Origin of the sequence: Pseudomonas sp. R2-60-08W (genome assembly GCF_003852335.1) — a bacterium.
GTDB lineage: Bacteria > Pseudomonadota > Gammaproteobacteria > Pseudomonadales > Pseudomonadaceae > Aquipseudomonas.
Genome location: NZ_CP027731.1, coordinates 1,575,905 through 1,592,580, shown reverse-complemented (window position 1 = coordinate 1,592,580; position 16,676 = coordinate 1,575,905). Strand labels below are relative to the sequence as shown.

The following is a 16,676-nucleotide window of genomic DNA, read 5'->3' as shown; positions in this document are numbered from 1 at the left end:
CAGTCAATACATCAGTGACTGAACCACCGCAATCGGGAGCAAGCCCCCTCCCACATTTTGGACTGCAGTGTTACTGGAATCGGCGCAGATATTCGATGTGCTGCCGATGCGCCGTTTCCTGCACTACCGGCGCCAAGCGTACTTTCTCGCCCGGCAGACACTGCGCAAGGCGTGCCAAGGATAAAGGCGTCAACGCGCCTAGCCGGGGATAACCACCAATGGTCTGCCGATCATTGAGCAACACGATTGGCTGCCCATCCGGCGGCACCTGGATCGCGCCCAACGGAATTCCTTCGGAAATCAACGACTGTCCCTGGTACTCCAATGGCGTGCCCAGCAAGCGCATGCCCATGCGGTCGGCGCGGCTGTCGAGCGCCCAGTCGGTATTGAAGGCATCGAACAGGCTTTGGCCGCTGAACTGGCCGATCTGTGCGCCGACGATAACGTCCAGTGGCGCAGCGGATGGCAGATCCGGTTGGGCCAGCACCCTCATCGCCCCCCCTGTACCGGAATAAGCCAGGCGCCCGCCTTCAACCAATGCCTTGCCCAAACCGTCGACGCCGCCCAGTTCCTCACGCACCACCGTTGCACAGCTGCCCAACACCTGCGGCGCATCGAACCCGCCCGGCGCCGCCAGGTAAGCCCGCGCGCCCTTGAACGGCTGGGTAAAGCGCAAGCGCTGGCCTTTTTGCAGGATAAAACTGCGCCCCGGGCTGATGGCGCGCTCGTCGATAAAGGCGCCAAGGTCGGCACCGGCCAAGGCCAGCAGGCAGTAGTCCTCGGCCTGCACGGTAAAGCCGCCCAGGGTGATTTCCACCACGGGCGCATCCAGCGCATTGCCCAGCAGCCAATTGGCCCACGACATCGATACCCAATCCAGCGCGCCGCCCTGGGTCACGCCCAGGTGGCGCACGCCGAAACGCCCGGCATCCTGCAACAGGCACAGCGGCGTGCTGGCTTCGATCAACAAGCGGCTCATGCCTGTGCCTCCAAGGGCGTGTCATCGCCGCCCAGGTTGACGAACTCCGCGTGGCTGACCGCCTCGAAGCGCACCGTGTCGCCCGGCTGCATCAGGCTATAGCCGTCGCGCTCGCGGTCGAACAGCTTGGCCGGGGTGCGCCCGATCAGGTTCCAGCCACCGGGGGACACCACCGGATAGGCGGCGGTTTGCCGCTCGGCGATACCCACACTGCCGGCCGTCACGCGTTTGCGCGGGGTGCTGAGGCGCGGTGTGGCGAGGACTTCATCCACCAGCCCCATAAAGGCAAAACCGGGGGCGAAACCGAGGGCGAACACTTGATAAAGGTGAGTGCTGTGGCGACGGATCACTTCAGCCACCGCAAGCCCACTGCGCTGCGCCAGCAAGGCCAGTTCCGGGCCAACGCTCAGGTCGTACCACACCGGCAGCACATGGCAGCGGCCGCCGCCCTGGGCCTGGGGCTGCAGGTCGGTCAGCGCCTGGTCGATCAACGCCCGCGCCTCGGCCGGGGCCAGGGTGGCGAGGTCGTAATGCACCATCAAAGTGGTGTAGGACGGCACCAGGTCGACCAAGGCACCGCCGAACCCGCTGCGCAACCGCTGGGTGGCGGCGAGCATCCACGGCATGTTGGCTTCGGCAATCACATCGAACAGCCGCACCATCAGGCAGTCGATGGCCACCACTTCAATCCGTGGCTTCATGCTGGTTTCAAAGCCTGGCGGATACGCTGCACCGCAGCCACCGAGCTGGCGTTATCACCGTGGACGCACAAGGTGTGGGCCTGCAAGACCAAGGCGCTGCCATCGCTGGCGCTCAGGGCCTCACCTCGGGAAATAGTCACCGCCTGATTGACGATGGTCTCGGTGTCGTGGTGCACCGCACCCGGCAATTGGCGGGAAACCAGATGGCCCTGGCTGTCATAGGCGCGGTCGGCAAAGGCTTCGAACCACAGGGTCACACCGTATTCATCGCCCACGGCCTGGGCCGCGCTGTTGTCGCGCGTGGCCAGCAACATCAGCGGCAGGTCGCCGTAAGCGGCCACGGCCTGGATCACCGCGCGCAACTGGGCGGGGTTGGCCATCATGTCGTTGTACATCGCGCCATGGGGTTTCACGTAACTGACGCGCCCCCCTTGTGCCCGGCAGATCCCATCCAGCGCACCGATCTGGTAGTGCAGCAGGTCCTGGATTTCCTGGGGCGTGTAGTTCATGGAGCGCCGGCCGAAGCCTTGCAGGTCCTGATAAGCCGGGTGTGCGCCCACTTGCACGGCGTGCTTGAGCGCCAGGCTGACGGTCTTGCGCATGATGCTCGGGTCGCCGGCATGGAAGCCGCAGGCCACGTTGGCGCAGTCGATGAACGGCATGACTTCAGCGTCCAGACCCATCGTCCAGTTGCCAAAGCTTTCGCCGATGTCGCAATTCAATAGCAGGCGGCTCACGGGGTCGCTCCTGTAGGCTTTGTTTTTTTGTAGTGTGGGATCTTTTACCAACATCTCGCAACGATGTTGTCCTGAACCCCAACGACGCTTATCGTGGAACGACTCGATTTTTGGCGCTGGCCCGGTGCGGCGTCCAACTAATAAAAACCGATCCAAGCATAAGAAAAAGTTGATCCCATGAATTTGAAGTTCCTCGAAACCTTCGTCTGGGTGGCCAAGCTCAAGAGTTTCCGGCTGACCGCCGAAAAGCTGTTCACCACCCAGGCGTCGATTTCCAGCCGCATTGCCGTGCTCGAAAGCGAGTTGGGGGTGAAGCTGTTCCTGCGCGATTCGCGTGGCGTAAGCCTGACCCCGGAAGGTTTGAAGGTGCTCGATTATGCCGAACAGATGATGGTGACCATGCAGGGCTTGAAGCAGTCCCTGGAAACCACCAGCAGCAAGGTCGGACGGATTCGGATCGGCGCGATGGACACCGTGATCCACACCTGGCTCAGCCCGCTGGTTGCTGAGTTGATGAGCCTGTTCCCGCGGGTAGAAATCGAATTGGTCGCCGATACTGCATTGAACTTAAGCGATCAGCTGCAAAAAGGCTTCCTGGACCTGATCCTGCAAACTGACCTGTTGCGCCTGGAAAGCGTGCGCAGCCTGGAACTGGGCAGCCACCCTATGGCGTGGATCGTCGCCAGCCAGTCGATCTATAACCGCGACTACGCTTCCCTCGCCGAATTGGCCCAGGAACGTATCATCACCTACTCGAAAAACTCCTGCCCCCATCAGGATGTGTTGAGCTTGATGCAGGCCAACGGCGTGGCCGCGCCGCGCATGAATTGCGTCAACTCGGTATCGGCCATCACCCGTTTACTGCGCGATGGCTTTGGCATTGGCGCACTGCCGCCGGTGCTGGTCAGCGAAGAGCTGGCACGGGGGGAATTGGTGATGCTGCCGATGGCGCAGCAACTGCCGAACCTGCAGGTGGTGGTGTCGTGGCGGGTCGGGGTGGAATTGGTGGAGGAGATTGTGGGGTTGTGCCAGAAGGTCGTTGCTCGCTACGCCGAAGAGGTCGGCGAAGAGCGGATGGTGCTGAGCAACTGACTAAACCGGATACACATGTGGGAGGGGGCTTGCTCCCGATTGCGGTGGGTCAGCCAAACATAGGCTGACTGACACATCGCTATCGGGAGCAAGCCCCCTCCCACATTTTAGAGGCCCTTCAGGTCCCGCTCTTCGATCGGCCGGCTCTGGCGCAGGCGCCGGCCGCCCAGCACCACCCAATCGATCAGGCGATACAGGCATTCGATACCGAACGACAACAGCATCGCCCCGCCCAGGCCCCAGCCCATGGCTTCGGGCGTGAGCAATATCTGGTAGCTGTAGCCATTCCAGGTTTCCAGGCGAATATCCGGATCGGCGGCCACCGCCACTTGCAGGGCGCGGATGTACCAGGGGCCTTGCATGGCCTGGAATTGCTTGTCCAACTCAAGCTGCCGGTCGAGCATCGCGCCCAGGCTGCTCGCGTCGCTCTGGAACACCGGATCGTCACTGGCACGGTAATGCGCCACCAAAGCTTGCATGTCACCGTTGAAGAATTGCTGCGCGGTGGACTCGAACCCGCGCAGGCCTGTCTGTGCCTCGATCAGGTGGGCTTCGACGCGCTTGGCGTAATCGTTGATGAAGCCCGGCACTTGCACACCGACCAACAAGCCAATGGCAAACAGCACCAACCGCAGATAACTGAGCAACATGGTCGATTCCTTATTCGGTAACGCCCTGGCTGACGCATTCACCGCGTCGCCACAGGCTCCATTGGCCCGGTTCGTAGCGGGTCCAGTTTTCGTTGTCGGTCAGAGGTTCGGTGGCGATCACCGTTACCACGTCATTGGGAGTGGTTTCGGCCTGGAAATCGACAATCACGTCGACATCTTTCAAGCGGGCCGGGCCAAACGGGGCGCGCCGGGTGATCTGCGCCAGCTTGGTCGAACAGTAGCAAAACAGCCAGTCGCCATCGCTGAGCAGGCAGTTGAACACGCCCTTGCTACGGTATTCGGCACAGGCGGCGATCAGGTCCGGCAGCATGTGCTCGATGTCCACCGGCTCGGGGAAGGCTTCGCGCACGCGGTTGAGCAGGTCGCAGAATGCCGCTTCGCTGTCGGTGTCGCCGACCGGTCGGTAGAAGGTGGCACGGGGGGTGAAATCGGCCAGTTGGCCATTGTGCGCAAAACACCAGTTGCGCCCCCACAGTTCGCGCACGAACGGGTGGGTATTGGCCAGGCTCACCTTGCCCACATTGGCCTGGCGGATATGGCCGATCACCACTTCGCTCTTGATGGGATAACGCTGCACCAGCAACGCGACTTCCGACTCGCTGCTCGCGGCCGGGTCCTGGAACAGGCGCAGGCCACGGCCTTCGTAGAAGGCGATGCCCCAACCGTCGCGGTGCGGGCCGGTACGCCCGCCCCGCTGCATCAACCCGGTGAAACTGAACACGATATCGGTGGGGACGTTGGCACTCATGCCCAATAATTCACACATGCCAGGGCTCTCGCTGCAGGGCGGACAACGTTAAAGGCGCGGTTCGACCCGCATGCCACCGACGGGCGCCGGGCGATGGAACGGTTCGTCTTCTTCCGGCTCGGCGGCCAACGCGGCATCCGTGGCGGCCTTGCGCTCGCGGCGGGCGTTGGCGGCGCGCTCGAGGGGCCAGCGGATCAGCACGAACACGATGTACAGCCCGAACACGATCATGGTGTACATGAACAGGTCGGAGATGGCGCGCCAGGCGTTATTGCCGACCTTGAGCACCAGGTCCAGGGCGGTGATCGCCACGGCCGGCGCGAACTGGGTCTTGATCGGGTCGACGATGGTGGGGCTGAGCAACAGCACCGCCATCAGTAACTGCAACGGCTCACGCAGCCAGCGCCACATCCAGCGGGTGATGCGCCACCACACTAACAGGCAGCCCAAAGCGGCGAAGGCGTAAAGGCCCCAAGCGGTCAGATAGTCGTTCTCGGTCATGGTGTCCATGGCAAGGCTGGCAAAGAGGCGGCTATGATAACGGCTTTTGCGTGTCGCGGCTGCAATGCCGGCCACCGTCCGCCCGATAGAGAATTATCCATGCCTATTTCGACCGCACCGATTGCCCGCAAGGCCCCAGGCCCAGACCCGTACGCCTGGCTGCAGGAGCGTGACAGCCGCGACGTCCTCGATTACCTCAAGGCCGAAAACGCCTGGCAAGAGGCGCAGCTCGCCGATCAGCAGGCGCTGCGCGAGAGCCTGTTCGAAGAGATCAAGGGCCGTATCCTGGAAACCGACTTGTCCCTGCCCTCCCCCTGGGGCCCGTATCTGTACTACACCCGCACCACCGCCGGTGACGAATACGCGCGTCACTACCGCTGCCGCCGCCCGGCCGATGACAGCAACCAGGTAGATGAACACAGCGAAGAACTGCTGCTGGACCCGAACGAGCTGGCCAATGGCGGGTTTTTCTCCCTCGGCGCGTTCAGCATCAGCCCCGACCATCAGCGCCTGGCCTACAGCCTCGACACCAGCGGTGAAGAGATCTACACCCTGTTCGTGAAGGAATTGGCCACCGACAAGGTCAGCGAACTGGCGTTCGACAATTGCGACGGCAGCATGACCTGGGCCAACGACAGCCTCACGCTGTTCTTCGGCGAACTCGACGACACCCATCGCCCGCACAAACTCTACCGCTACCGCCTGGACGGCACGGCGGCGCAGGAAGTGTTCCACGAACCCGACGGACGTTTCTTCCTGCATTGCTACCGTTCCAGCTCCGAGCGCCAGTTGCTGCTGGCCCTGGGTAGCAAGACCACCAGCGAAATCTGGGCACTGGACGCCGACCAGCCGCACCTGGGTTTCACCTGCCTGGCGCCACGGGTAGAAGACCATGAATACGATGTCGACCACGGCCAGCTGAACGGCCAGTGGACCTGGTTTATCCGCAGCAACCGCGACGGCATCAATTACGCGCTGTTCGTTGCCGCCGACACCGGCACGGTGCCCACCGAAGCCGACTGGCAGAACCTGATCCCCCACAGCGACGAGGTGATGCTGGACGGCGTCAGCCTGAATGCCAGCGCCATGACCTTGAGCCTGCGCATCGGTGGCCTGCCAGTGATCGAAGTGCACCCCGAGGGCGTGCCGGCCTATCGCGTGGAATTGCCTGACGCGGCTTACAGCCTCTACGTACAGGACAGCCTGGAATTTATCAGCGACAAGGTCCGCCTGCGCTATGAAGCCCTGAACCGCCCGGCCCAGGTGCGCCAGTTGGAACTGGCCAGCGGCGCTCAACAGGTGCTCAAGCAAACCCCGGTTCTCGGCGCATTCAATGCCGACGACTACGTCAGCCAGCGCCTGTGGGCCACGTCCGCCGACGGCACCCAGGTGCCGATCAGCCTGGTGGTCAAGCGTGACCAGCTCGGCAAGCCGACGCCGTTGTACCTGTATGGCTACGGCGCTTACGGCCAAAGCCTCGACCCGTGGTTCTCCCACGCACGCCTGAGCCTGCTCGACCGTGGCGTGGCGTTTGCCATCGCGCATGTGCGCGGCGGCGGCGAACTGGGTGAAGCCTGGTATCGCAACGGCAAGCAGGAATACAAGCAGAACACGTTCAGCGATTTCATCGCCTGCGCCGAACACCTCATCGCCCAGGGCCTGACTACCGCCAGGCAACTGGCGATCAGCGGCGGCAGCGCCGGCGGCCTGTTGATCGGGGCCGTGCTCAACCAGCGCCCGGAACTGTTCCAGGCGGCGATCGCCGAAGTGCCGTTTGTCGATGTGCTCAACACCATGCTCGACCCGGACCTGCCGCTGACCGTCACCGAATACGACGAATGGGGCAACCCGCAGCAGCCCGAAGTGTATGCGCGCATCAAGGCGTATGCGCCTTACGAAAACGTGCGGGCCCAGGCCTACCCGCACCTGCTGGTGATCGCTGGTTACAACGACAGCCGCGTGCAGTACTGGGAAGCGGCCAAGTGGGTGGCCAAATTGCGTGACACCAAGACCGACGACAACCTGCTGCTGCTCAAGACCGAGCTGGGTGCCGGTCACGGTGGCATGAGTGGCCGTTACCAGGGATTACGTGACGTAGCGCTCGAATACGCCTTTGTGTTCAAGGCGCTTGCACTGATTTAAGAACATTGATTTAAGAACACTGTTTTAAGAACACTGTTTTAAGAACTAAGTGCAAGGCGGTCCCGTCTGAACACAGGACCGCCTACCGAATTGATGGACCAAGATTGCAGTTATGTCAGAACCCACCCTGCTCAACCAAGAAATCCGCGACATGCTGATGGACTGCGGCCTGTTCGACCCGCTGCTACCGGAAGATTTTCATATCGCCGCGGGCTACTTCAATATCAGCAGCATTGCCCAGGATGAGGTGATTTTCCTCGAGGGCGATGCAGGCACGTTCATGTGCATCCTCCACAGCGGCCAGGTGGCGGTGCAGAAAACCAACCACGCGGGCCAACGCCTGACCATTGCCACCCTGCGCAGCGGCCGGGCCTTTGGCGAAATGGCGGTACTCGACGGCGAACGGCGCTCGGCCAGCTGCATGGCGGCCACCGACTGTGTGCTGCTGAACCTGGGCAAGGACGCCCTGGAGAAAATGCTCAACGAAGCGCCCAGGGTGGCGGCCAAGATCATCCGCGCGATTGCCATCGCCCTGTCCAAGCGTTTGCGCATGGCTGACGGGCAATTACTGGCGCAACAGTTTTAACCGCCAGGCGTCTTCGGCTTGCTGTCGTTCTGCTGCAGGCCCGGCACGGTCTGGTCCTTGGGCGGCGCCGGCAGCACGATGGGTGCCAGGGGCGGCGAGCCGTTGGTCTTGGGCACGACGGGCGGCGTGACCTGCGGGTACAACGTGGGCGTTGGCGTGCCCGGCGCGCCGGGGGTGGGTGCGGGGGCGACCGGTACGGTTTGCGACTCCTGCGCCTGCGCCGCACCCAATGTGAGCGCGCCAAGCACAATGACCGTTAGAATGCTGCACTTCATCGATGGCTCCATGGCCTGACCGGAATGTCGTAAGGCTACTCCCAACCGCGCAAGAATGCCCTTCCCAATGAGATTTCCATGAAACGTTTCGTTCTGCTGGACACCACTCCGATCCCCGACAACGGCGGTGCCTTGTGCCTGTTCGAATACGGCGAGGATTTTGTCATCAAGATCCAGGGCGGCGACGGTGGCCAGTTGATGAACACGCGCATGCACGGCTCCGAAGACGCCCTGGCGGAAATTCCGTGCCGCAAGGTCGCGGGGCGCCCGGGCTCACGGGTGCTGATCGGCGGCCTGGGCATGGGATTCACCCTCGCCTCGGCGCTCAAGCACTTGGGCAAGAGCGCCGAAGTGGTGGTGGCGGAATTGGTCCCGGGCGTGGTGGAGTGGAACCGTGGGCCGCTGGGCGAAAAGTCCGGCCGCCCTTTGCTTGACCCGCGCACGGTAATCCGCCTGGAAGACGTGGCCAAGGTGTTGCAAGCCGAGCCCCAGGGCTTTGATGCGATCATGCTCGACGTCGATAATGGCCCTGAAGGCCTCACGCAGAAGGCCAACAGCTGGCTGTATTCTGCCGGCGGCCTGGCCGCCTGCGCCAAGGCGCTGCGCCCCAAGGGCGTGCTGGCGGTGTGGTCAGCCAGCGCCGACAAACTGTTCAGCGACAAACTGCGCAAGGCCGGTTTCAAGGCCGAGGAAGTGCAGGTGTTTGCCCACGGCAACAAGGGCACGCGGCACACCATCTGGATTGCGGAAAAGCTCAAGGGCTAATTGCGCTGTGATTAGCTAGAATCAACCTGTCCGTGACCACCCAATAGCCAGGAGCCATGATGAGCTCGACCAATCCGCCCTCCCATACCGCCAAGCTGGACCGCATCCTCGCCGACGCCCAGCGCGACCGGGAAATGGGCTACCGCGACAAAGCCCTGAAAATGTATCCCCACGTGTGTGGCCGCTGCGCCCGAGAATTCGCCGGCAAGCGCCTGAGCGAACTGACCGTGCATCACCGCAACCACAATCATGACGACAATCCCCAGGACGGCTCCAACTGGGAATTGCTCTGCCTGTACTGCCATGACAACGAACATTCGCGCTATACCGACCAGCAGTATTTCGGCGAAGGCTCCACCAGCAGCCCGACGATTGCCAAGGCCACGCACAACCCGTTTGCGGCGTTGGCGGGGTTGATGAAGAAAGGCAGTTGAAAGCTACAAGCTGCAAGCTGCAAGAAAAAGCCGCCTGCTTTTACTTGCAGCTTGCAGCTTGCCGCTATAATGCTGCCTTTTTAAAGGCACCCCCGTGGGCAATAAACGCTACAGCTGCATCGGTCTGTACAACCCCAAATCCCCTGAAAACGTCGGCTCGGTGATGCGCGCCGCCGGCTGCTACGGCGTGGCTTCGGTGTTCTATACCGGCGTGCGTTACGAGCGCGCGCGGGACTTCATCACCGACACCAAGAAGGTTCACCACGACATTCCGCTGATCGGCATCGATGACCTGAAGAAGATCCTGCCCCTGGGCTGTATCCCCGTCGCCGTGGAACTGGTGGAAGGCGCCCGCCCGCTGCCCGAATACACCCACCCCGACCGCGCGCTGTATATCTTCGGCCCGGAAGACGGCTCGCTGGATAAAGACATTCGCGACTGGTGCGAAGACGTCGTCTATATTCCGACCACCGGCTGCATGAACCTTGCCGCCACAGTCAATGTGGTGCTCTACGACCGCCTGGCCAAGGGCAACAACACCCGCTCGGGCCCCAAGTACTGAAATATCGGGAACATCCGGCCCTCGAGAACAGTCAGCTACTTACACTTGCCTTTGTAGGAGACAGACCATGAGCGACAGCAAAACCCTGCGACCTTTCATCGAACATCAGCAGCCTGAAGCCCCGCGTACACAGAACGTGCACGGCTGGGAGCGCATCGGCTCGGTGGCCGGCGGCGTGATGATGGTAGGCAAAGGCCTGCGCCGTGGCGGGCTCTTCGGGCTGATCCAGGTGGCGATTGGTGGCGTGGCGCTGGCTCGGGGTTTCACCGGGCACAGTTCGCTCAAGGACAAGCTGGAGCAAGGCCGCCAGGAAATGAACAGCGTACGCACGAAGATCGAGCGCGCTGGCGCGGAGCTGCAGAACTTGAAAACCAAGGCTGAAGTGGCGGCTGAAAAGGCCGTTAAAACCACTGGCTGATCCCGGCTATAGATCTGCTGGAGATTCAAATGTGGGAGGGGGCTTGCTCCCGATAGCAGAGTGTCAGTCACCGCATCCAATGACTGAACCACCGCTATCGGGGGCAAGCCCCCTCCCACATTTTGCTTTGTGCAGGGCTGTGGCTCAGCGTAATAACTTGCTGTCGAGTACCACCGACGACTCACCAATAATGCGCTCGGCCAACTGCACGAACTCCGGTGTCGTAATGCTATCGGCCCGCATCACCGCCTGCGCCAGATCATCCAGCGAGCGCTTGTTATGGGTTTTCACGCGAATCTCTCGGTCCAGCTCCTGCAACACCACCACGGCCCGTGACACCGTCGCGCCGCTGACGTGCTCACCACGCAGGCGCGTCACGTCCTTGCCCTCTTTCGCCAGGCGCGCCTGTATCGCTTGATACCGCTCATCGGTGATGCCGCCGGCGCGGCGTACCAGTTCAATGGCGTAGTAGCCGGCCAGGCCTTCGCTGATCCAGTCACTGCTGTCGTGGTCATTGAAGCGGGCGATGGCCTGCACCACTTCGCGGATCAACGGGCTGCTGCCGTCTTCGCTGACCAGCGGCGTGCGGCTGTTGAGGTAGATCGAGTCACGCGCCGAAACTGCGCCACGGCGCATCGGATCGCTGGCGCCCACCACCAGCAATTTGGCCGGGTGGCGCGGGAACGCGGCTTCCACCTGCGGCCACACGAAGGTCAGCAATGTCAGCACATCCATACGCCGCATGCCCTGGCCCTTGGGCGAGGTCACGGTGATCTCGGTTTCCCCCAGGCGCATGCGGCGGCTGCCCAGGTTACCGGCGAGCATCCAGCCGGTGGGGCGGTCGAACAGGCGGGATACGTTGTCGATGCGGAACCGGTTCTTGCCGATACGCGGCCAGGCGGTCTCGACGCTTTTCCAGCCTGGCGGCAGCTCGAACATCAGCCGCGCGACCAACTCCACCCCGTCCTGCTGGTCCAGCCTCGCGGCGGGCACCAGGTCATCGCCACGAAACAGCGCCCAGCCTGGCGTCATCCGCGTTTCATAGCTGCCCGGCTTGCGCGCGTGAGTGAGGCGTACGCGGTAGGTCAGGCTGGCCTTGTCGGCGCCGGGTTGCCAGTGGCCACGATGGCCAGTGACTTTCCATTGCCCATCGGCCTTGAAGTCGCTGTAGTCACCGTCCTGGCCCAGGTCAAAATCCAGGCTGCGCACGGCGGAACCCTGGGACAGGCTCACGCGCACCTCGGCCTGATCGCTCTGGGGCAGGAGTTTGACGTGATAATCCAGGTCGACTTTCTTGGCGCACCACGCCGGCATGCCCAGCGCCAGCAACAGCGCAGAGGTCGCCAGCTTGAATCCCACCCTCATACACATTCCTCGTTCAACCTGCGCGGAAGATCAGGTAATCCTCCCAGTCGTCCTCTGGCACGCTGCCTTCGCTGAGCATGCGCCCGGACTGGGAAATGCGTTCCTGGTGCACGGCGTCGCGGTCGCCGCAGACCAGGTGGTGCCACAGCGGCAAATCCTTGCGCTCGCTGACCAGCCGATAGCCGCAGGTGGGTGGCAGCCATTTGAACTGGTCGGCCTGGCCGGGTGTGAGCTGGATGCAGTCGGGCACCGACGCGCGACGGTTGGGATAGTCGGTGCACTGGCAGGTTTTCAGGTCGAGCAGTTTGCAGGCGATGCGGGTGTAATAGACGCTGTTGTCGTCTTCATCCTCAAGCTTTTGCAGGCAGCACAGGCCACAGCCGTCGCACAACGACTCCCATTCCTCCTGGTCGAGGTGCTCGAGGGTTTTGCGTATCCAGAAAGGTTCGACTTTGGCGGCCATGGCTCTGCATCAGTATCGGTAGGTGAAAAGGCCGCCAGTCTAGTGCCCAAGCCCCCTGGGGCCAAGCGCTGTCGACTGGCGGTGTAACAACACTTGTCAGTCTAGTAGCGGCGCAGTAGTTTTGAGCGCCGAATCGACGATCAGGAACTGCTTATGACCCGTGTTGCCGACTACCCGATCCACCCCCAGTTCATCGACCGCTGGTCGCCGCGCGCCTTTACCGGCGAGAGCATTCCCCAGGAAACCCTGCTGAGCTTCTTCGAGGCGGCGCGTTGGGCCCCTTCGGCGTACAACTCGCAGCCATGGCGTTTTCTCTATGCCCGTCGTGACACGCCGGATTGGCAGCGTTTCCTGGGCCTGCTCAATGAATTCAACCAGGGCTGGGCGCAGCATGCGTCGGCGCTGGTGATCATCGCCTCGAAAACCGACTTCATCGCCCCCGGTGCCAAGGAAGAAACCCCGGCCTTGTGGCACACCTTCGACACGGGCGCCGCCTGGGGTCACCTGGCCCTGCAAGCCAGCCTGAGCGGCTGGCACACCCACGGCATGGCCGGCTTCGATCAGGAGCTGACCCGCAAAGAGCTGAAGATTCCAGAAGGGTATGCACTGCATGCCGCCGTGGCCATCGGCAAGCTGGGGGATAAATCGAGCCTGCCGGAGTACCTGCAAGGGCGTGAGGCGCCGAGCCCGCGCAAGCCGCTGAGCGAGCTTGTTTCGGAGGGCGATTTCAGTCTCTGAAGCGTACGCAAACCTAATGTGGGAGGGGGCTTGCCCCCGATGGCGGAGTGTCAGCCGGCTAATGTACTGACTGGCCCACCGCTATCGGGGGCAAGCCCCCTCCCACATTTTTTGTACTGCTGTGGTTCAGTAGCCGCGCTCGAAATCCACTTCCCCGCGCAGTGCCTGTTTGGCCTGGTACGCACGCACGTTCTGCACGAACAGCTCCACCATCATCGACGGCGAGGTCGGCGCCGAGCTGTGCCCGGTCAACAATAAGCCCCACGCCGTCCAGAACGGATGGCGCTGCGGCAGCGGTTCCTGGCGACATACATCGATCACCGCTCCAGCCAGGTGCCCTTCTTTCAGGGCTTCGACCAGATCGGCATCGACCACCGCCACGCCGCGCCCGACGTTGATAAACAGCCCGGTCGGCTTGAATTGCTTGAACAGGGCCGCGTCGTACAGATCATGGGTTTCGGGGGTGTTGGGCAGCAGGTTGATCACATAATCCACCTCGCCCACCAGCCGGCCCAATTGTTCGAGCCCGGCGACTTCAATAAATGGCGCCTGCTCGCGGGCCTGGCTGGCGATGCCATACAGCTTGACGCCGAACGGCAGCAGGAACTGCGCCACGCTCTGGCCAATATCGCCGGTACCGACGACCAGCACCTTGCGCCCCGCCAGGCTCTGGCCCAAGCGGTTGTCCCACTTGCGCTCGACCTGGCTGACCAGCCGCGCCAGCACTTCACGTTCGTGACCGAGCATGTAGGTCAGGACGAATTCGGCCATGACCTGGCCAAAGATACCGACCGCACGGGTCAGGCGATAATCACGCGGCAGGCCTTCAGCCAGCAGCGGCGTGATGCCGGCCCAGGTCGATTGCAGCCATTGCGGGTGGTGGCCCTGGCGCAACAGCGTTGCCAGCAGGTCCGGCTGGCCCAGCCACACCGGGCAATCGGCGGCCAGGCGCGAGAGTTCGGCCGAGTCGCCGCTGGTCAGCACCTCGAGGTCGGGCGCGGCTTCGCGAAGCAATTGGGCGTAGAGCGGGTGATCCTGTTCAGCAATCAGAACACGCATGGTTCAAACCTTTCAAAAACAGTGCAGACGGCCGCCCGCATCCTTACGGCCAGCGCCAACTCAATACGATTGCGTTGAAGAATGTGCCCGGCACCGGGCACCCACCGATCACATCGGGTCGTTGCGTCGCAGCAGCTCTTCGGGCAAGTGTTCGATGTACTCGTCCTCGGCCGGCGGCATTTGCAGGTGGTAGCCCTGCTTGTCGAGGTTTTCCAGGACCACGACGATGTCTTCGCGCGACAGCTTGCGCTGCGGTGTCAGCACCATGTCGAACGCGTGATGCGGCTTGCCGAAGGCCACCATCAACGGCTCCGGCACCCGCTCCAGGGCGTCACTTTTGAGGACGTAGAGGTACATGCCGTCTTTTTTCAAGCTGCGATAAATGGAGCAGATACGTTTCAAGGCTGTTCTCCGGCGGTGGCCAGGCTGTCGAGCAGCGCCTGGCCCATCAACTCGCGACGCCAGCCACGCAGCGAGTCTGGCAATTGGTAAGGCCCATCGGGGTAGCCACTTTTAACCAGGGCTTCGAGGGTTTTCTTGCGCAGCATCAGTTCCGGGGCCATGTCCAGGCGTTCGGCTTCAGCCTGGCCCAGGGCGCGCAGTTGCTTGATCAGCGCGGCGGCGTCGACCGGCAGCGGTTCAGGCACGGCAGGCGGCCATTGTTCCATGGGCACGCTGCCCGCACGCTTGATCAGGTCGAGCAGGAACTGGCCGTCCTGACGCACGGTGCGCGGGTGCATGTCTTCGATCTTGCCCAGGGCGGCGAGGTTATCCGGCTGGGATTTGGCCAGGGGCCATAATGAGTGTTCACGGATGATGCGGTTGCGCGGCAGGTCACGGGCACGGGCCTGCTGTTCGCGCCAGGCGCACAGTTCACGCAGTACGGCGAGCTGGGCGCGCGACAGCTTCCACGCCAGCTTGGCGTCGCGGTACACCTCGTACGGGTCGACTTCGCGACGCAGGTTGGCCACCAGTTCGGCACCGTCTTCCAGCACCCAGGCGTACTTGTCATCCGACAGACGCGGGCGCAGGCGGATATACACCTCGGCCAAGTGCACGGCGTCTTCGGCGGCGTAGCTCACCTGGGTGTCGGACAATGGCCGCTGCAGCCAGTCCGAGCGTGTCTCGCCCTTGGGCAGGTCGATATCGAGTACCGCTTGCACCAGGCGCGAGTAACCCATGGAGAAACCCAGGTTCAGGTAAGCCGCAGCCAATTGGGTGTCGAACAACGGCGCCGGCAGGCTGCCGGTCAGGCGCAACAGCACTTCCAGGTCTTCGCTGCAGGCGTGTACCACCTTGATCACGCCTGGGTCTTCCAGCAAGGCGGCCAAGGGTTGCCAGTTGTCGATGGTCAGCGGATCGATCAGGTAAGCGCGCACGCCATCACCGATCTGGATCAGCCCGGCAATGGGATAGAAGGTGTCGACCCGCATGAATTCGGTGTCGAGGGCGACGAATGGCAACTGCTGCCATTCGGCGCAATGCTGGCCGAGGCTATCGTTGTCGCAGATCCAGTGAATATCGATGGCCACACGGCTCTCCCTTGAAGAATGGCGCGCAGTATATATCGCGAAAGGGGCTTGCGAGCATCCGCAGTGCACAGGCAACCATGAAAACTCAGACAGGAGACGGCGAATAATCCGACAGGCGGGAGTTATCCCCTCTTACGCAGGACGTAGACACACCAGAGCTTGGAGCCCGGCAGGAACTCCCGGTGGTTCAAAACCTTGAAGCCCGCCTGGCGGAACTCCTCCTCAACCGGCGTACGCGCGTCCACGGATACAATCACGGTATCGCGACTGACCCGGTGAAATTCGCGCAGCAACACCAGGCGCACCTCGGTGCTGGGCACATGGCGAAACAACTCCAGGCAGAAGATGCAATCCACCGCATTCGCTGAGAGGCCGATGGAAAACGCCGAGCCGGGGAATGTCTTGACACGTTTGAGCAGCGCCGCCGGATGGTGGGTGCGGGCATGGTCGAGCATTTGCTGGGAGTTGTCCGACGCCAGGATCACCCGATTGACGTGCTCGCCCAGCACCGGCCAGAACCGCCCGGAGCCGCAGGCCAGGTCCAGGATCAACCCCGGCTCCCCGGCGACCTTCAACGCATGGCGCACCAACCGCGCATCGCGCCATGCGGCCAGGCGCTGCAACAGCCCGGGCGGACGAGTATCACCGCAGACCCTGGCATGCTCACGGTCATGGCGCTCGGTGAATTCGGTCTCGATGGAGGATGGAGGCTGTGACGACATCGCGGGCTCATGTGGCTATAACGGAAGTAGAACGACCTTGGTCCGCAGCTTAACCACTGCAACGTGAAAAAAAGGTCGAAAGCCCGCCGGGTCTTCCGTTGATGATTCGGGACGCCATTGCCATTGGGCTAAACCGGCGGCGCAGCTTGTCCACCAGCCCTGCGCTGTCAATAATGACCACCCGAC

The 16,676-nt window shown here is 62.5% G+C and carries 21 protein-coding genes; 8 read left to right on the top strand and 13 right to left on the bottom strand.

Annotation, left to right across the window (positions count from 1 at the left end; translation table 11 throughout):
- Positions 1 to 70: 70 nt before the first annotated feature.
- From C4J90_RS07255 to C4J90_RS07245, 3 genes are read right to left on the bottom strand one after another with little or no spacing between them, the layout of a single operon-like run.
- Positions 71 to 979: a biotin-dependent carboxyltransferase family protein gene (locus C4J90_RS07255; protein ID WP_124419506.1), complete on the bottom strand. Its 909-nt coding sequence runs from the start codon at positions 977 to 979 to the stop codon at positions 71 to 73.
- A complete protein-coding gene (pxpB, locus tag C4J90_RS07250; protein WP_124361777.1) occupies positions 976 to 1,680 on the bottom strand; it encodes a 5-oxoprolinase subunit PxpB in 705 nt (234 codons plus the stop codon). The genes C4J90_RS07255 and pxpB overlap by 4 nt, the downstream gene beginning before the upstream one ends.
- Positions 1,677 to 2,417, bottom strand: a complete 741-nt coding sequence (locus C4J90_RS07245) for a 5-oxoprolinase subunit PxpA (protein ID WP_124419505.1) — start codon at positions 2,415 to 2,417, stop codon at positions 1,677 to 1,679. The genes pxpB and C4J90_RS07245 overlap by 4 nt, the downstream gene beginning before the upstream one ends.
- A 177-nt stretch (positions 2,418 to 2,594) precedes the next feature.
- Here C4J90_RS07245 and C4J90_RS07240 point away from each other — a divergent pair, with 177 nt between their 5' ends.
- Positions 2,595 to 3,509: a LysR family transcriptional regulator gene (locus C4J90_RS07240; RefSeq protein WP_124361775.1), complete on the top strand. Its 915-nt coding sequence runs from the start codon at positions 2,595 to 2,597 to the stop codon at positions 3,507 to 3,509.
- A 107-nt stretch (positions 3,510 to 3,616) separates the two neighbouring features.
- On the opposite strand, the gene C4J90_RS07235 is transcribed toward C4J90_RS07240, so the two are convergent.
- Genes C4J90_RS07235 through C4J90_RS07225 form a run of 3 tightly spaced genes read right to left on the bottom strand, consistent with a single transcriptional unit; the run spans position 3,617 to position 5,504 of the window.
- Positions 3,617 to 4,159, bottom strand: coding sequence for a DUF2937 family protein (locus tag C4J90_RS07235; protein WP_005786113.1), 543 nt, complete (start codon positions 4,157 to 4,159; stop codon positions 3,617 to 3,619).
- A 10-nt stretch (positions 4,160 to 4,169) separates the two neighbouring features.
- The gene (locus C4J90_RS07230; RefSeq protein ID WP_124361774.1) at positions 4,170 to 4,946 is read right to left on the bottom strand and encodes a class II glutamine amidotransferase; all 777 of its coding nucleotides are present in this window, start codon (positions 4,944 to 4,946) and stop codon (positions 4,170 to 4,172) included.
- 30 nt (positions 4,947 to 4,976) lie between these two features.
- Complete coding sequence (locus C4J90_RS07225) at positions 4,977 to 5,504, bottom strand: MFS transporter (protein WP_124419504.1); 528 nt, start codon at positions 5,502 to 5,504, stop codon at positions 4,977 to 4,979.
- Positions 5,505 to 5,528: 24 nt separating this feature from the next.
- On the opposite strand from C4J90_RS07225, the gene C4J90_RS07220 reads away from it, so the two are divergent.
- Positions 5,529 to 7,571: a S9 family peptidase gene (locus C4J90_RS07220; protein WP_124419503.1), complete on the top strand. Its 2,043-nt coding sequence runs from the start codon at positions 5,529 to 5,531 to the stop codon at positions 7,569 to 7,571.
- A 112-nt stretch (positions 7,572 to 7,683) separates the two neighbouring features.
- The gene (locus tag C4J90_RS07215; RefSeq protein WP_124361771.1) at positions 7,684 to 8,157 is read left to right on the top strand and encodes a cyclic nucleotide-binding domain-containing protein; all 474 of its coding nucleotides are present in this window, start codon (positions 7,684 to 7,686) and stop codon (positions 8,155 to 8,157) included.
- On the opposite strand, the gene C4J90_RS07210 is transcribed toward C4J90_RS07215, so the two are convergent.
- The gene (locus C4J90_RS07210; RefSeq protein WP_124414109.1) at positions 8,154 to 8,432 is read right to left on the bottom strand and encodes a hypothetical protein; all 279 of its coding nucleotides are present in this window, start codon (positions 8,430 to 8,432) and stop codon (positions 8,154 to 8,156) included. The two genes, C4J90_RS07215 and C4J90_RS07210, sit on opposite strands and share 4 nt — an antisense overlap.
- Positions 8,433 to 8,510: 78 nt before the next feature.
- Between C4J90_RS07210 and C4J90_RS07205 the strand changes: the two genes are divergently transcribed.
- The 4 genes from C4J90_RS07205 (at position 8,511) to C4J90_RS07190 (ending at position 10,611) form a co-directional block, all read left to right on the top strand.
- Positions 8,511 to 9,197 carry a spermidine synthase gene (locus C4J90_RS07205; RefSeq protein ID WP_058419598.1) on the top strand — a complete coding sequence of 229 codons (687 nt, stop codon included), beginning with the start codon at positions 8,511 to 8,513 and terminating at the stop codon, positions 9,195 to 9,197.
- Between the two features lie 59 nt (positions 9,198 to 9,256).
- Positions 9,257 to 9,631, top strand: coding sequence for a YajD family HNH nuclease (locus C4J90_RS07200; protein WP_124361769.1), 375 nt, complete (start codon positions 9,257 to 9,259; stop codon positions 9,629 to 9,631).
- 94 nt (positions 9,632 to 9,725) lie between these two features.
- The gene (locus C4J90_RS07195; RefSeq protein WP_053136646.1) at positions 9,726 to 10,193 is read left to right on the top strand and encodes an RNA methyltransferase; all 468 of its coding nucleotides are present in this window, start codon (positions 9,726 to 9,728) and stop codon (positions 10,191 to 10,193) included.
- Positions 10,194 to 10,260: 67 nt separating this feature from the next.
- Entirely contained in the window at positions 10,261 to 10,611 is a 351-nt protein-coding gene (locus C4J90_RS07190; RefSeq protein ID WP_124361767.1) for a DUF2892 domain-containing protein, read from the top strand.
- 144 nt (positions 10,612 to 10,755) lie between these two features.
- On the opposite strand, the gene C4J90_RS07185 is transcribed toward C4J90_RS07190, so the two are convergent.
- Positions 10,756 to 11,976 carry a hypothetical protein gene (locus tag C4J90_RS07185; protein ID WP_124419502.1) on the bottom strand — a complete coding sequence of 407 codons (1,221 nt, stop codon included), beginning with the start codon at positions 11,974 to 11,976 and terminating at the stop codon, positions 10,756 to 10,758.
- 13 nt (positions 11,977 to 11,989) lie between these two features.
- Positions 11,990 to 12,439, bottom strand: a complete 450-nt coding sequence (locus C4J90_RS07180; RefSeq protein ID WP_049709459.1) for a YcgN family cysteine cluster protein — start codon at positions 12,437 to 12,439, stop codon at positions 11,990 to 11,992.
- Between the two features lie 153 nt (positions 12,440 to 12,592).
- Here C4J90_RS07180 and C4J90_RS07175 point away from each other — a divergent pair, with 153 nt between their 5' ends.
- Positions 12,593 to 13,177, top strand: coding sequence for a nitroreductase family protein (locus C4J90_RS07175; protein ID WP_124361765.1), 585 nt, complete (start codon positions 12,593 to 12,595; stop codon positions 13,175 to 13,177).
- Between the two features lie 126 nt (positions 13,178 to 13,303).
- Here C4J90_RS07175 and C4J90_RS07170 read toward each other — a convergent pair whose 3' ends face one another.
- The 4 genes from C4J90_RS07170 to C4J90_RS07155 form a co-directional block, all read right to left on the bottom strand.
- Positions 13,304 to 14,236: a D-2-hydroxyacid dehydrogenase gene (locus C4J90_RS07170; protein ID WP_124366242.1), complete on the bottom strand. Its 933-nt coding sequence runs from the start codon at positions 14,234 to 14,236 to the stop codon at positions 13,304 to 13,306.
- 108 nt (positions 14,237 to 14,344) lie between these two features.
- Positions 14,345 to 14,638 carry a YcgL domain-containing protein gene (locus tag C4J90_RS07165; RefSeq protein WP_124361763.1) on the bottom strand — a complete coding sequence of 98 codons (294 nt, stop codon included), beginning with the start codon at positions 14,636 to 14,638 and terminating at the stop codon, positions 14,345 to 14,347.
- The gene (rnd, locus tag C4J90_RS07160) at positions 14,635 to 15,768 is read right to left on the bottom strand and encodes a ribonuclease D (protein ID WP_124419501.1); all 1,134 of its coding nucleotides are present in this window, start codon (positions 15,766 to 15,768) and stop codon (positions 14,635 to 14,637) included. The genes C4J90_RS07165 and rnd overlap by 4 nt, the downstream gene beginning before the upstream one ends.
- A 122-nt stretch (positions 15,769 to 15,890) precedes the next feature.
- Positions 15,891 to 16,490, bottom strand: a complete 600-nt coding sequence (locus C4J90_RS07155; RefSeq protein ID WP_124361761.1) for a class I SAM-dependent methyltransferase — start codon at positions 16,488 to 16,490, stop codon at positions 15,891 to 15,893.
- Positions 16,491 to 16,676 lie beyond the last annotated feature (186 nt).

What these genes read in the sequence shown, in the direction of transcription:
- C4J90_RS07190 (WP_124361767.1), top strand. Translation starts at nt 10,261, where the DNA reads ATGAGCGACAGCAAAACCCTGCGACCTTTCATCGAACATCAGCAGCCT.
- C4J90_RS07200 (WP_124361769.1), top strand. Translation starts at nt 9,257, where the DNA reads ATGAGCTCGACCAATCCGCCCTCCCATACCGCCAAGCTGGACCGCATC.
- C4J90_RS07205 (WP_058419598.1), top strand. Translation starts at nt 8,511, where the DNA reads ATGAAACGTTTCGTTCTGCTGGACACCACTCCGATCCCCGACAACGGC.
- C4J90_RS07210 (WP_124414109.1), bottom strand. Translation starts at nt 8,432, where the DNA reads ATGAAGTGCAGCATTCTAACGGTCATTGTGCTTGGCGCGCTCACATTG.
- C4J90_RS07255 (WP_124419506.1), bottom strand. Translation starts at nt 979, where the DNA reads ATGAGCCGCTTGTTGATCGAAGCCAGCACGCCGCTGTGCCTGTTGCAG.
- C4J90_RS07155 (WP_124361761.1), bottom strand. Translation starts at nt 16,490, where the DNA reads ATGTCGTCACAGCCTCCATCCTCCATCGAGACCGAATTCACCGAGCGC.
- C4J90_RS07235 (WP_005786113.1), bottom strand. Translation starts at nt 4,159, where the DNA reads ATGTTGCTCAGTTATCTGCGGTTGGTGCTGTTTGCCATTGGCTTGTTG.
- C4J90_RS07180 (WP_049709459.1), bottom strand. Translation starts at nt 12,439, where the DNA reads ATGGCCGCCAAAGTCGAACCTTTCTGGATACGCAAAACCCTCGAGCAC.
- C4J90_RS07215 (WP_124361771.1), top strand. Translation starts at nt 7,684, where the DNA reads ATGTCAGAACCCACCCTGCTCAACCAAGAAATCCGCGACATGCTGATG.
- C4J90_RS07175 (WP_124361765.1), top strand. Translation starts at nt 12,593, where the DNA reads ATGACCCGTGTTGCCGACTACCCGATCCACCCCCAGTTCATCGACCGC.
- C4J90_RS07240 (WP_124361775.1), top strand. Translation starts at nt 2,595, where the DNA reads ATGAATTTGAAGTTCCTCGAAACCTTCGTCTGGGTGGCCAAGCTCAAG.
- C4J90_RS07170 (WP_124366242.1), bottom strand. Translation starts at nt 14,236, where the DNA reads ATGCGTGTTCTGATTGCTGAACAGGATCACCCGCTCTACGCCCAATTG.
- C4J90_RS07220 (WP_124419503.1), top strand. Translation starts at nt 5,529, where the DNA reads ATGCCTATTTCGACCGCACCGATTGCCCGCAAGGCCCCAGGCCCAGAC.
- pxpB (WP_124361777.1), bottom strand. Translation starts at nt 1,680, where the DNA reads ATGAAGCCACGGATTGAAGTGGTGGCCATCGACTGCCTGATGGTGCGG.
- C4J90_RS07230 (WP_124361774.1), bottom strand. Translation starts at nt 4,946, where the DNA reads ATGTGTGAATTATTGGGCATGAGTGCCAACGTCCCCACCGATATCGTG.
- C4J90_RS07185 (WP_124419502.1), bottom strand. Translation starts at nt 11,976, where the DNA reads ATGAGGGTGGGATTCAAGCTGGCGACCTCTGCGCTGTTGCTGGCGCTG.